The organism is Paenibacillus sp. FSL H7-0326 (assembly GCF_001955535.1).
Lineage (GTDB): Bacteria > Bacillota > Bacilli > Paenibacillales > Paenibacillaceae > Paenibacillus > Paenibacillus shunpengii.
This window is the reverse complement of the sequence record NZ_MPVN01000004.1, coordinates 25651-39101: the sequence shown is the minus strand read 5'-3', so window position 1 is coordinate 39101 and position 13451 is coordinate 25651. Positions and strand designations below refer to the sequence as shown.

Below are 13451 nucleotides of genomic sequence, written 5' to 3'. Positions count from 1 at the left end.
ATCTCCCTACTTTTTCATTTTAGGATCGAGCGCATCACGAAGCCCGTCACCGATTAAGTTAATGCCTATTACTGTTACCAGAATACAAACCCCTGGTGGAATCCATACCCAAGGTCTCTTACGGAATTCAATCAGACTATTGGCATCGGATATCATATTGCCCCAAGATGGAGTTGGCGGCACTACGCCGAGACCCAGATAACTGAGTGCTGATTCACTCAAGATCATGCTCGCCACAAGCAGTGTAGAAGTAACGATAATGATCGGTACTGTATTCGGAATGAGGTGTCTGAAGATCTTGCGACTATCCCGAAGTCCAAGCGCTTCTGTCGCCTGCATAAACTCCTGCTCGCGGAGAGAAAGAATCTGGCCGCGTACCATTCTTGATAAAGTTGTCCATCCCATGACACCCATAATCAGGATTAGGAAGTAAACTCGATAATCCGGATGGACCTTCAAATCAGACAAAATCGCGCCCATGATGATCAACAACGGTAGCGACGGAATTGCCATGAAGATTTCAGCAACACGCATGATGATCGTATCTACAAATCTTCTATAAAATCCTGCCAAGGCACCGAGTACAGATCCAAGCACAACAGCAACAAAAGTAGCTACAAATCCAACTAAAAGAGATATTCTTCCAGACAGCATAATTCGAAGCAAAATATCGCGGCCGAGCTTATCCGTACCCAGCCAGTGCTGTGTATTCGGCGGCTGATTCTTGTTCGCTACAGAATAGTCTGACAAGCTATACGGGGACATCATCGGACCAAACACACAGAACAAAACCATAAAGACTAAAATTAAAAGTCCCATTACCGCGAGCCGATTGCGAGTAAATCGACGTAATGATATACGCCACGGAGAATCTGGCCGCTTAACTGGAACTTGAGTATTCGACTTAAGGGGTGCAGCCTCAATCGCCAATGTAATCTCCTCCTACTTTAACCTTATTCTAGGATCTGCGGTTCCATATAGTACATCCGACAGCAGCGTACCTATTAAGGTTAGTGCCGAGATGAAGACGGTGAAACCAAGCATAAATGGATAATCCCGCATATTGATTGACTCCATATACACTTGTCCAACACCAGGCCATACGAATATTTTCTCAAGGATAATGGCTCCTCCAAATAATCCGGGAAGTTCAAATCCCATCAGCGTAATAGCAGGAAGCATGGCATTACGAAGCGCATGCTTGAAGATAACGGTTCTCTCTTTCAACCCTTTAGCACGGGCCGTTCGAACGTAATCCTGCCGAATAACCTCCAGCATGCTTGTTCTGAAATAACGAGTCAGAGTTCCTGTACTTAGCATGGTCAGTACGAGTATTGGAAGGAAGCTATGATTTACAACATCTAAAAAATATGTCCAAATTGACATATTTGACGCCCCTGCTGAACTCATTCCCCCCACTGGGAACCATCCCAGGTCAACAGCAAGAAACTTAATTAATACGAGTCCAATGAAAAAGGAAGGAAGCGACATACATAGGAACACAAGTAAAGTTACCACTTTATCAAAGAAAGAATATTGAAATTTAGCAGAGAATACGCCTGTAAATACGGCAATAATCCAGCTGAAGATCATACTGAAAAAGGCTAGCACGAAAGAATTCCACACATAATCTCCAATAACATCTGTTACCGCCCGCTTATGCTGAAGTGACTCACCCATGTTCCCGGTAAGCATATTGCCTACCCAAGTAAAATACCGCTCTACTAGGGGTTTATCCAGACCATATATTGCACGAAGCTGAGCCGCTCTTTCTTCTGTCATCTGCGGGTTTTGCTGTGAGGTAATGAAATCTCCAGGCACCAATGCTGTTATGGCAAACAAGATAATGGTGATTCCGATCATCGTCGGAATCATCTGCAGCAGCCTCCGGATAATGTACTGCTTCATAATATTCCTCCCGGTTAGAAAAGTAGATAAGCTCAGCTCTTGCCAGAGCTGAGCTTATCGTTATCATGCTGATTTAATTATTCTCCGATTTCGGCTTTGTACAGATCAATAGTGAAGTCTTTGTAAGGTGTGATTTCTAGGCCGTTAATGCGGCCATTGATCGCCCAGCCGTCACGTCTTTGGTACATCAAGATATCCGGAATCGTTGCATTAAGCTCTTGATATGCCTTAGCGTAGATTTCTTTACGCTTCTCGAGATCAAGTTCTGCTTTACCTTGTGCTGCCAGCTCATCATAGGCTGGATGAGAGTATCCAAGGCGGTTCTGAGCACCGTCTGTTGTATAAACAGTTGTATCTGGATCTGGAGTCAAGCCCCAAGCCATAAAGAACATTTCAAAGTTTCCTGATTCAGCCTTCTCAGTAATAGCGTTGAAATCAAGCACTTCAGCTACGACTTCAATGCCAAGGTCTTTATAGTTCGCAGTCATGATTGGAAGAAGTGCATCTACTACGACGTTATCCGCTGTCGCGGAGAAGTCGATTTTAAATTTTTCACCGTCTTTCTCACGGATACCATCCGCACCTACAGTCCAGCCTGCTTCGTCTAGAAGTGCTTTAGCCTTTTCGGTATCAAATGCATAGGCTTCAATGCCTTCTTCGGTATAAGCCCAAGATTGCTTGGATTGTGGAATATTGATAACATCAGCAAATTTGCCGTATACCGCTTCTACAATCTCAGCGCGATTAAGGCCATAAACCAAGGCTTGGCGCACTTTCACATCAGAGAATTTCGGACTTGTATGATTCATACCGATGTATCCATATCCGTTCGTTGGGAAGATGTTCAGATCCAAGAATCCAAGGGCCTGAGCCATTTCAACGTTATCTTCATCGACTGTGAGCATATCCATGTCGATTTCACCGGATTCCAGCATCGCAAGTCTTGTTTCGTCGGTAGTCGTTTTGTAAATTACATTCTTAATTTTTGGTGCTCCCAAGTAGTAATCCGGGTTTGCTTCAAATACAACCTCTTGACCGGGAGCAAAGGATTTCAATACATATTGACCAGAACCGATTGGCTTGTCATTCAGAGCCTTGACTCCATCCAGGTTGCCTTGGGTATAGGACTTACCATAGTAATCAGATGGAATAAATGGAACTCCTGCCAAGTTTACTTGCGTCAAAGCTGTTGCTTCTGTAACTTCAACTTGAACCGTGTGATCATCAACAATGGTTACACCAGAGATTTCATCTGCCTTGCCATCATAGTACTCTTGTCCACCTTTGATCTTCCAAGAGAGTGGATCAGACTGACCATCATAGCTGCTGTCATGGTACATTTTAAGAGCTAAGTAATAGTCATTTACGGTTACTGGAGAACCGTTTGTGTATTTCAGATCTGGCTTCAGCTTGAAGGTGTATTGCAAACCATCTTCACTAACCTCGATGCTCTCCGCAAGTCGAGGAGAGTAAGTGCCGTCAGCATTAATACCTTGGAAGGATTCAAAAATAAGATCGTTTACCCATATATCATAGGTTGTACTTGCAAAGAGAGGATTAAAAATACCTGCAGGGGATGTAATCCCTACAATTAATGTGTCGGTACGGTTTGTTGCTGTTCCTGGATTCATCGACATATCTGCCGCTTCAAACAAACCATCATTCTGCGTAGCATCTTCTGCTGCTGGCTCTTCTGCCGGCTCTTCTGGTGTCTCTGCCGGTTCAGTTGTTTCTGCAGGTGTTTCCCCCGTCGTTGGTTCTTCAGCTGTTGATCCGCCGGAGCATGCTGCCAGCACAGTAACCAGCATGAGCATGATCACAAGCATTAGCGAAAATCTCTTTCTCATGAAAATCCTCCTCGTAAAATTCTATAATGCTTGTTGCTTATAAATTATCAGGATAATTATGTATGAATACTTATCCATGAATAATTACAGAGGTGAGTAAATTTAATCATGATGCACTGTTGTGTAATGAAAGAAATAGAGCGAAATGCTAGTTTGTAAATGATAGGACGATGTGTAGAGTGAATATTGTTTAAACGTTGATGGTTAGTCTCGTAAGATGTGAGCTTCTCTAGTTGTGGAGTGAATCTAAATAAATCGATGGTCTTATTGCTAAGTCTATGAGGTCAAAATGTGAAAAGGATAGGAAGTTTTAGACCAAAGGTCAATAAATGTAAGATGAACCTACATTTTCAAATCTAAATAAGTTATTGTAATAATACGTGTAAATATTACTAACGTCAATAATTTTTTCATATTTTCATTAAAAATGTTGTTTAAAAGACCTGTGACGGGGTATATAGACCTGATTATATAGATCTAAACTTCTAGATTGTGTTGAGGACTTTCTTCTTAAAATATCGGTTTTTAACTCTAAACATGACATGCCTTTCACACAACTTAGCTGGATTCAGCTTAAAATGTGTTAAGATATGTTATATTATATAACACAAAATTAACTTTGTTGATTTGGATTTATCTGCTATGATGATTCTGAAATGAGGTGGAAAGTGGATTGGTGTGATAAACTAGCGTGGTTCAGGTTCTTCAAAGTAAATTAACATATGCTTTATAGTTCTATTATATTTGTTGATTATAATAGAACTTTTTTCCTATTATACAATTATCTTTATTAATTTCAAGTCAAAAATGATGAATCCCACGAATAATTCTAAAAATGATGGGGGCTGCTACCATTTCATCACATACTACGAAAAGAAGTAAGCTCTATCATGCGCAGAGCTTACTTCTTTTATATTTCTTATTTTCTTACTTAGTGTAAAATTGATAATTAATTGAGTTATTCGCTTGCTTCCAAATCCTCTGGCTCGATCTCATAACCTGGGGGTCTCTTCCCGCGCTGTAGTTCAGCGATACTATAGCCAAAGTCATACTGCAGATGCGGATAATCAGGGAAATTGGCCCAGTCCCCGCCCCACTCAAACCCAAGACTTTTGGCAATGGCGACGACTTCCATCCAGTCGGATTCACCATTGTTGTTCCCATCATATTCCATGTCCCATATCACTTTGTCTTCAGATATCCGGATTGCAAAATCTATCGCCAAGCCATAATTATGATAGGATTCCCCTCCACGAGCAGAGGTGACAATCTGGCCTTCCGTCGTTCTACCTTGCTCATACAGCTCATTTTGCCTCTCTTCACTGCGGTGACCTTCTGTTATCATAATTTGTATTCCTTTTTGCTTTGCTAGCTCCACCAGCTGTGATTTCTTTGCCGCCACTTCAGGATGGAGCTCTGTTACATGTTTTGGCTCGTCCTCTTCAAACAATAGATTAGGACTCCCCCAATCTATATTAAATGATTCCGTTTGAGAGATATAATAGATAAGGCCCAATACGAGAAAAACAAAAAAAATAGGCCCACTAGATCTTCGCTTCTGTTTATACTGCCGCTGTCTGTTCATAACCACTCCTCAAGCTTTTTAGATGAATGATGAAAGCTATGTATTCTATTATATTCGTTCTACCATTCCAGGAACAACCCTACAAAAAAAGGACAGCCTGCTAAGTAGCAGACTGTCCTTCCCGTTCACTGAATCGTTAACTATTCAGTTGTGTACGGAAGCAATGCGATTTGACGGGAGCGTTTAACTGCAATCGTCAACATGCGTTGGTATTTTGCGCTTGTGCCTGTTACACGGCGTGGCAAAATTTTTCCGCGCTCACTGATAAATTTACGAAGCAGATCCGTATCTTTATAGTCAATGTGAGTAATTTTGTTAACAGTGAAGAAGCACACTTTACGACGTTTGTTACGGCCGCCGCGGCGAGCCGGTCTTTTATCGTTGTCTCCGCCTTCTCTTTGTTTGAAGCTCATGCTATTCAGTCCTTCCTAATTAAAATGGCAAATCATCATCCGAAATATCAATCGGTTTTCCGTCATCGGAAAAAGGATCCTGATTGCTCCGTGAGAAATTGTTATTGCTATTATTCCCGCGGCCGCCGCCTCCATAAGAAGGCTCTTCACGCATACCACCACCGTTATTATTCGCGTTGCCGCCATCACGGTTGGATTCCAAGAAACGAACGTTATCTGCAATAACTTCGGTTACGTATACACGCTTTCCTTCGTTATTCTCGTAGTTTCTTACTTGGATGCGCCCTTCGACGGCTGTCAAACGGCCTTTACGCAAATAATTTGCGCAAGTCTCCGCCAGCTGTCTCCAGGTAACGACCGGTATAAAATCAGCTTCTCTTTCCCCGCCTTGGCTTGTAAACGGACGGTCTACAGCAATGGTAAACTGCGTTACGGCTACCCCTGCAGGTGTGTACCGCAATTCTGGGTCACGAGTTAACCGGCCGATCAGAATGACTCGGTTCAACAATCTAATCCCCTCCTTCTGAGCGTAGTTCTTACAAAATCACTTGAAACGAATTAAGCAACAACGTCGTTCGTGATGAGATAACGAATTACTTCGTCAGAAATTTTCATGATACGTTCCATTTCAGAAACGACAGCTGGTTCAGCAGTGAAGTTAACCAACACATAATGACCATCACGGAATTTCTTGATCTCATACGCAAGACGGCGTTTACCCATAACGTCGTGTTTTGTAATTTCACCACCGCCGTTGGAGATGATGCCTTGGAATTTTTCGACTGCAGCTTGAACAGCTTCTTGTTCAATGTCAGGACGAATAATGTACATCACTTCGTATTTGCGCATACTAGCACCTCCTTATGGACTTAAGGCCCTCAAGTCATCGCTTAAGAGCAAGGAACGAGATTAAACTCGCACCATATCAATATACCATTTTCAATAAACGAGTGCAAGCACATGTTCTCTTTTACCAATGTTGATCAGACATGTTCCTCCAAGAGACTGTGCACAATAGCCAATGTGACACAATTTTTCAATCAGAATATTGAAGGAGGGCATTTCAAATGGGTGAAAAAACCGAGTTTGAACCAGGAGACAAAGCACCTAATGATGGAGAGTACACGGAGATTGGTGAAAGAAGCTTCCATACCGAGATCAACGATCCGAAGCGAATCAATCTCAAAAAAGGGGAGACTTTCCCTGAAACCTCAAACCATAATCGAAAATGGAAGAAGCTGACCAAAGCCCGAGTTCACTAAGGCGATGAGCAGAAAAAGGGATCAGAATGGTCATGTTATACGTAAGCAAGCTCGATCTTTGTGAATCCAAGCTTTACCAATATAATTCCCGGTTATAATTCGCTGATGCGGATATAATACAATCAAGGCAGTGCTTCACAGAGAGGTGTGGTTCCGTTGGATGATTTGAAGACAGAGCCGGACTTATTCATTTGAAGGAGGGTCTTTAACGTGGCGATAGAAGCGGAAGGTAATGTGCAATTGATGAAGTAATTATGGATTCAGATGCACTGGTATTGCGTAGCAGTACACCGAGCTTCTAACTGAAGCTGTCGTAGAAGATGTTTTCTTTAAAAAAATGCACTGCCCCCCATAAAGGACCCGAAAGGGTCCTTTTTTGGTGACTATAGATAACAAGCAACAATCAGGCACCCTTGACATTCACGTCCATAACGACAAAAGACCCTGCATTCAATGCAGGGCCTAATCTCTATATAGTTAACAGTTAAATGGTGTGGCGGAAAGAGAGGGATTCGAACCCTCGCACGCCGCAAGGCGCCTAACTGATTTCGAGTCAGTCCCCTTATAACCTCTTGGGTACCTTTCCGCAGCACTTTATATTATACACTTTTGCTTGTCTGTTGGCAAGCACTGTTTGAGCCTACGCTTGCCCTTGCGGATCCTCAGCCGAGCGGAGCACTTTCTTAAAATTTTTTTCAAACTTAGCGCGTGGTACAAGTACACTATGTTTACAGCCTACACACTTAATTCGGATATCCATGCCCATACGAATAATTTCCATCTCGTTGCTTCCACAAGGGTGCGGCTTTTTCATCTGAACGATGTCCCCCAGATTAAACACTTTACGCTCCATTCGAACCATCCCCCGTATTATCTTCAGTAGCTGCGGCGGCTTCTAGTTCAGCAAGCCTTACGCTCTCCTTATGTTCCAGTGCTTCTTTTACATCCATTTTAATTAGACGTTCCACTTCATGATTGGCATTGGGCAGACACTCCGCCACTACTCGAATTACATATTCAGCGGTTGTCATGGATTGTATGCCAACCACCTCCGGAACCATTAAGACATTGCTGTTACGCTCAGACAGGTTCTGAACAGCTTCCTTCACCATTCTCATGCTCTCTCCCAGCTGCTCCTCGCCTTTCATCGGGATATCCACAACCGCACGGGAATTGGCCATCGAATAGTTGGTTACCGTCGTAATGGTTCCATTAGGAATAATATGCACTTCTCCTGTAAAACTAACAATCTTCGTCGTTCGAAGACCAATGACCTCCACTGTTCCCTTCAGCGTCCCTGATTGAACAACGTCACCCACCGCGAACTGATCCTCTAATATAATGAAGAATCCGGTAATAATGTCTTTGACCAAGCTTTGCGCACCGAAACCGATCGCTAATCCGAGTACCCCAGCACTGGCGAGTACAGGCCCGAGATTCACACCCATTTGAGATAAAATGAGGAGTACAAGAATGAAGTTACATACGATAGATACCACATTTTTGAGCAGCTCGCCTACTGTGTTTACACGTCTTTTATTGATTCTGATTCTTCTCTCTGACTGCCGATTCAGCAGCGACCGATCAATGACATTATGAAGCACCTTAATCGCAATCCGGGTCAGAATAAATACAATAATGATCTGTAGTGCAATTCCTGCGTAATGAATCCACATATTGGTGTCCGTGACCCAATTCCAGAAGACATCACTTAAACGCTTGGCTTCATCAACGGTCCCTTGAACGGCTTCCCCTACATTTTCAGTGAGTGTTCCGTCATCGGGGGTAGCCGATGGATAAGGAGCGGTTCCTCCTGTATCTGTTCCGGTATCGGTAGTTTCCTCCGTCGGGGCTGTGCCGGCCGTTCCAGAAGTCTCTTCCGGTGTTTCATTTGTTTCCGTTTCAGGAGTCGTTCCTGATGCTTCAAACCACATTAATACTCCTCCCCTTCGTGTTCACAACAATCGACTTGTATATACTCAGCACCTTTTTTTTCATAGATGCCGCGAATCTCCACTTTTTCACTCACGATGATTTGATGGACTTGTCTTAAATCCTCCGATGGAAACTGGATGGACAGTGCGCAGCCTGCCGTTATTTCCTTCGGCGTTGGATAGGTATCGATATCAATTCCTGCATAGTCGAGCAGCATTTCTGCGCGAAGTGCCTGCTGCGTTGAATCAAATGCGATGGTCAGCCACAACTCCATCCTCTACCTCCAGTCTATCAATACGAATGGTACGAAGTATAAAAACCAAGCTTCTTCCATATACTATTTACTACTAATCCAAGCACGAAAGGAAGATAGTGCGCTATGAATCGGATTCCAAAAGCGATAAATTTACAGGACATGCCTGGTTTAAAGCTACAGCATACCGATCCGGGAGTACATTCAGCTATTATTCATCGTTTATTATTTCACCTGTTTGAGGCACCTAATCACAAAGAGATCGTTATCGTATGCATTGGCACCGACCGGTCTACAGGCGACTGCCTGGGCCCACTTGTTGGAACTGCATTATCCGAGCATAACAGTCCTTTCTTCCATCTCTATGGGACGCTGGAAGATCCGGTTCACGCCATGAATCTTCAGGATACGCTCACAATGATATACAGCAAGCACACAGATCCCTATATTATCGGGATTGACGCCTGTTTAGGTCAAGCCTCCAGTGTGGGCTGCATTCAGGTTGCGTCAGGTCCGCTTAAACCAGGAGCAGGTGTAAATAAAGAACTGCCGCCGGTAGGCGATATCCACTTAACAGGGATCGTCAATGTCGGCGGCTTCATGGAATATTTCGTTCTGCAGAATACTCGGCTAAGTCTTGTTGTCCGGATGTCCAACATCATTGCACACAGCCTGTATGCTGCGCTAGTAGAATGGCATAATCGTTCTACTCTGCTTGCCGTGCAAGAGTAATGGCTTCCTTCTCTTCGTTTGAGAGCGTATATGTGGACTCTCCCCCTTGCAGGGGCTTGGCATATACGTAGGAGCCATCTCTATTGTAGAGTCCAGTCAGGACAAGCCCATCCTCTTTCTCGTTCAGCATAGCAATGGAAAAACTCAGATCGGCTCCACGGTCACCATAAGCATTATAACGTTTAATACCCATTTTTCCTTGAATACGATCAAGTTTTTTATTCATTCTGGCAACCATGTCTTTATTCGCACCTTGCTCGTCCTCAATCGCATCCATCTGCACCTTCAGGTTCAATAGTAGGGACTCCAAATCTTCTACGCCCGTACTGGACATAAACTTGTTGTAATTTTTGCGCAGCTTACTGACTTTAGCTGTCTGCACAATCAACATGATCAATAAAATGATCAGCACCAATACAATCCCAAACACAATCAAAGGCAGTTGTTCCAGAATCAGCTCATTCATTTCTGTCATTTATTGCTCCTACTCCTAACGTCTTTTACATTGTTCTTTTGGGACTCATGCAGAATCCTTACTTACCTATTCGCCAGCTCACGAACAGCAGCAAGCAATATGGCCACTTCTCTCTCATTAGAGTTTACACCAAAACTAGCCCTGACTGCACCTTGCTTCGCTGTACCTGCGCTTTCATGGGCAAGTGGAGTACAATGATACCCTGCACGAACTGCAATACCGAACTGCCTATCTAATGTAAAGGCAAGCTCTGCAGCATCTATCTTCTCACTATAGAATGCAACAAGTCCACTTCTCGGTTCTCCCAGGTCTGGACCCAGCGTCTGAATACCAGGAATTGTACCTAAACCCTCCATTAGCAGCTGTGTTAGTTTCCATTCATGCTGATAGATTTGCTCCGTCGTCATCTCCAGTACATAATCTACACCTGCACCTAATCCAGCAACACCGATCGTATTGGGGGTCCCCGATTCGTAACGGTCCGGTCTTACGGTTGGTTGATCAATCGCTTCCGATTGACTTCCGGTTCCACCATGGATCAAGGGCTCTAAATCAATCGAGGGATGAATGTATAGCCCTCCGGTACCTTGCGGACCGAGCAATCCTTTATGCCCAGGAAAAGCCAGCATATCTATACTCATTCGTTCCACATCAATATCTAGAACTCCAGCGCTTTGCGCAGCGTCGACAAGAAAGTGAATTTGATGTTTCCTAGCTATTCGTCCTATCTCTTCAAGGGGAAGAATACTTCCTAATAGATTCGAGCTATGGGATACAACGATCAGCTTCGTACGATGTCGAATGGTTTGTTCTAACATGGAAATGGAGATTTGTCCCTGATCATCAAGAGGCAGATAGTCTACTTCTACCTGCTTGTGTGTTTTCAGATACTCGATCGGTCTTCGGACAGAATTATGCTCCATCATCGTGGTAATGATATGATCCCCTGAATTCACAATTCCCTTGATCGCCATATTTAAGGCAAGTGTTGTGTTAAAAGTATACACAATATCATTCGGGTTATGAATATGGAACAACTCTGCCAGTTTCCTTCTCGTATTAAATAATACTCTGCTGGCTTGTACATCCATAGAATGGCTTCCCCGACCTGGGTTGGCCCCTGCGATGTCCATCGCCTGCAGCATCGCTTCTTTCACTGATTCCGGCTTCGGCCAAGACGTGGCAGCATGGTCTAAATAGACGATACCTTCTCTGTTCCCCTTCATATGTCATTCCTCCCTAAACACAACAAATGACATACCTCATCTTCCCTTACGGTAAGAGGACGATATGTCACCTCAAACGAACACCCTTCATTACCTTGCCTATCTTTTGGTCGCACCTACCTACTGCAATTGCAACAGCTCAAGTAATCTTTCCAGATCTTGTTGACTGTAATAGTTCAGTTCGATTTTACCTTTGTCTTTGTTGGCTTTGATCTTTACTGTCGTTTGGAATCGATTACGCAGGCTTTCTTCTACATTTTCAATATATGGATCTCTCTTTTTCTGTTTTACCTTTGCCTTTTGATCTTCATTCTTGCGATCCAATTGTTGTACGGCTTCTTCTAGCTCCCGTACACTCCACTGTTGCTGGATGCATTGCTTTGCCAATTCTTTAACAACCTTTTGCTCCTTGATTCCCACAATAGCTCTCGCATGTCCCATGGATAATGTTCCACGTGAAACATGCTCCTTTACTTCCTCAGGCAACGCGAGCAATCGTAAAAAATTGGCGATATGGGATCTTGATTTACCTACCTTCATCGATAACTCTTCTTGGGTGAGAGAAAATTGATCCATCAGCCCTTGGTATGCAACAGCTACCTCCATCGCATTCAAGTTTTCTCGTTGTAAATTCTCGATCAGAGCAATCTCCATGACCTGTTGTTCCGTAAAATTTCTTACGACCGCAGGTATGGTAGATTTGCCACAGAATTGGGATGCGCGAAAACGACGTTCTCCTGCAATAATTTCATAGCCCTTCAGTACACTTCGTACAATAATGGGTTGAATTACACCATGCTGTCGAATCGACTCAGCTAACTCTTGAATAGAATCTTCATCGAACGTTTTTCTAGGTTGGTATGGATTTGCTCGCAGCTGGCTCAGTGGTATTTCCACAATCTTGTCATCTTCGTTAATCGAAAGCGAAGGTATAAGTGCATCCAAGCCTTTACCCAAACGCTTACTCATATGAGATCACTTCCTTTGCCAACTCTAAATATACTTCAGCTCCTCTGGAACGAGGGTCATAAGTAATAATGGATTGTCCATGTGATGGAGCTTCACTCAGACGTACATTTCTCGGAATAATTGTCTGGTATACTTTCTGTTGAAAGTACTTTTTCACTTCTTCAATCACTTGTATACCTAGATTAGTACGTGCATCGAACATCGTCAATAAGACACCTTCAATTTGCAGTGAGGTATTCAAGTGCTTTTGTACAAGGCGAATGGTGTTTAACAGCTGACTCAATCCCTCCAGCGCATAGTACTCGCACTGAATAGGGATAATGACCGAATCGGAAGCTGTTAACGAATTAATGGTGAGCATGCCCAAGGATGGAGGGCAATCAATGAGGATATAATCATACTCGTCCTTAACGAGCTGCAGTGATTTCTTAAGTCTGACTTCACGCGATATCGTTGATACAAGCTCAATTTCTGCGCCTGCAAGCTGGATTGTCGCTGGAATAATATGCAGGCCTTGAATACTTGTCTCGACTATCGCTTCTCTAGGATGAATCTCTTCAATAAGCACATCATAAATGCAATGAGCTACATCTGCTTTGTTAATACCAACTCCGCTGGTTGTATTCCCTTGGGGATCTATATCTACGAGAAGCACTCGTTTACCTAACGAGGCCATTCCCGCGCCCAAATTGACAGAAGTCGTGGTCTTCCCTACTCCGCCCTTTTGGTTTGCTACGGCAATAATCTTCGACACTTCGTTCACCTCAAATATAGAAGTCATTCCTTGGGGTATGAGATACATGATTCAGATAGATAGCCTGGACCACTTCATTTGTAAGTTTGTCA

General features: G+C 43.4%; 16 protein-coding genes and 1 tRNA gene. 2 read left to right on the top strand and 15 right to left on the bottom strand.

What is annotated here, in order from left to right; all coding sequences use genetic code 11:
* Positions 1–6 precede the first annotated feature (6 nt).
* The 7 genes from opp4C to rpsF form a co-directional block, all read right to left on the bottom strand.
* The gene (opp4C, locus tag BK126_RS19105) at positions 7–930 is read right to left on the bottom strand and encodes an oligopeptide ABC transporter permease (protein WP_076314156.1); all 924 of its coding nucleotides are present in this window, start codon (positions 928–930) and stop codon (positions 7–9) included.
* A gap of 12 nt (positions 931–942) precedes the next feature.
* Positions 943–1908 carry an ABC transporter permease gene (locus BK126_RS19100; RefSeq protein WP_076314155.1) on the bottom strand — a complete coding sequence of 322 codons (966 nt, stop codon included), beginning with the start codon at positions 1906–1908 and terminating at the stop codon, positions 943–945.
* A gap of 77 nt (positions 1909–1985) precedes the next feature.
* Positions 1986–3755 (bottom strand): ABC transporter substrate-binding protein, encoded by a 1770-nt coding sequence (locus BK126_RS19095; protein WP_076314154.1) that lies wholly within the window; start codon positions 3753–3755, stop codon positions 1986–1988.
* 958 nt (positions 3756–4713) lie between these two features.
* Positions 4714–5340, bottom strand: coding sequence for a M15 family metallopeptidase (locus BK126_RS19090; protein WP_076314153.1), 627 nt, complete (start codon positions 5338–5340; stop codon positions 4714–4716).
* Positions 5341–5480: 140 nt separating this feature from the next.
* Positions 5481–5753: a 30S ribosomal protein S18 gene (gene rpsR, locus BK126_RS19085; protein WP_047912573.1), complete on the bottom strand. Its 273-nt coding sequence runs from the start codon at positions 5751–5753 to the stop codon at positions 5481–5483.
* A gap of 19 nt (positions 5754–5772) precedes the next feature.
* Positions 5773–6261, bottom strand: a complete 489-nt coding sequence (gene ssb / locus BK126_RS19080) for a single-stranded DNA-binding protein (RefSeq protein ID WP_076314152.1) — start codon at positions 6259–6261, stop codon at positions 5773–5775.
* A gap of 50 nt (positions 6262–6311) precedes the next feature.
* A complete protein-coding gene (gene rpsF / locus BK126_RS19075) occupies positions 6312–6602 on the bottom strand; it encodes a 30S ribosomal protein S6 (protein WP_047912571.1) in 291 nt (96 codons plus the stop codon).
* A 218-nt stretch (positions 6603–6820) separates the two neighbouring features.
* Between rpsF and BK126_RS19070 the strand changes: the two genes are divergently transcribed.
* Positions 6821–7015 carry a YjzC family protein gene (locus BK126_RS19070; protein WP_076314151.1) on the top strand — a complete coding sequence of 65 codons (195 nt, stop codon included), beginning with the start codon at positions 6821–6823 and terminating at the stop codon, positions 7013–7015.
* Positions 7016–7509: 494 nt separating this feature from the next.
* Here BK126_RS19070 and BK126_RS19065 read toward each other — a convergent pair.
* The 4 genes from BK126_RS19065 to BK126_RS19050 all read right to left on the bottom strand — a co-directional run bounded on the left by BK126_RS19065 (position 7510) and on the right by BK126_RS19050 (position 9224).
* Positions 7510–7601: transfer RNA gene (locus BK126_RS19065), tRNA-Ser, on the bottom strand.
* 54 nt (positions 7602–7655) lie between these two features.
* Positions 7656–7868: a DUF951 domain-containing protein gene (locus BK126_RS19060; RefSeq protein ID WP_076314150.1), complete on the bottom strand. Its 213-nt coding sequence runs from the start codon at positions 7866–7868 to the stop codon at positions 7656–7658.
* Positions 7858–8949, bottom strand: coding sequence for a mechanosensitive ion channel family protein (locus BK126_RS19055; RefSeq protein ID WP_083655981.1), 1092 nt, complete (start codon positions 8947–8949; stop codon positions 7858–7860). Before BK126_RS19055 ends, BK126_RS19060 begins: the two co-directional genes overlap by 11 nt.
* Entirely contained in the window at positions 8949–9224 is a 276-nt protein-coding gene (locus BK126_RS19050; RefSeq protein ID WP_076314149.1) for a putative Se/S carrier protein, read from the bottom strand. The genes BK126_RS19055 and BK126_RS19050 overlap by 1 nt, the downstream gene beginning before the upstream one ends.
* A 105-nt stretch (positions 9225–9329) precedes the next feature.
* Here BK126_RS19050 and yyaC point away from each other — a divergent pair, with 105 nt between their 5' ends.
* On the top strand, positions 9330–9935 hold the full coding sequence (gene yyaC, locus BK126_RS19045; RefSeq protein ID WP_076314148.1) for a spore protease YyaC: 606 nt from the start codon (positions 9330–9332) through the stop codon (positions 9933–9935).
* Here the strand turns inward: yyaC and BK126_RS19040 are convergent.
* The 4 genes from BK126_RS19040 to BK126_RS19025 all read right to left on the bottom strand — a co-directional run bounded on the left by BK126_RS19040 (position 9910) and on the right by BK126_RS19025 (position 13359).
* Positions 9910–10410 carry a DUF4446 family protein gene (locus BK126_RS19040; RefSeq protein WP_076314147.1) on the bottom strand — a complete coding sequence of 167 codons (501 nt, stop codon included), beginning with the start codon at positions 10408–10410 and terminating at the stop codon, positions 9910–9912. The two genes, yyaC and BK126_RS19040, sit on opposite strands and share 26 nt — an antisense overlap.
* A gap of 62 nt (positions 10411–10472) precedes the next feature.
* Complete coding sequence (locus BK126_RS19035) at positions 10473–11636, bottom strand: aminotransferase class V-fold PLP-dependent enzyme (RefSeq protein ID WP_076314146.1); 1164 nt, start codon at positions 11634–11636, stop codon at positions 10473–10475.
* Between the two features lie 120 nt (positions 11637–11756).
* Entirely contained in the window at positions 11757–12605 is an 849-nt protein-coding gene (locus BK126_RS19030; protein ID WP_076314145.1) for a ParB/RepB/Spo0J family partition protein, read from the bottom strand.
* Positions 12598–13359 carry a ParA family protein gene (locus BK126_RS19025; RefSeq protein ID WP_076314144.1) on the bottom strand — a complete coding sequence of 254 codons (762 nt, stop codon included), beginning with the start codon at positions 13357–13359 and terminating at the stop codon, positions 12598–12600. The genes BK126_RS19030 and BK126_RS19025 overlap by 8 nt, the downstream gene beginning before the upstream one ends.
* Positions 13360–13451: the final 92 nt, after the last annotated feature.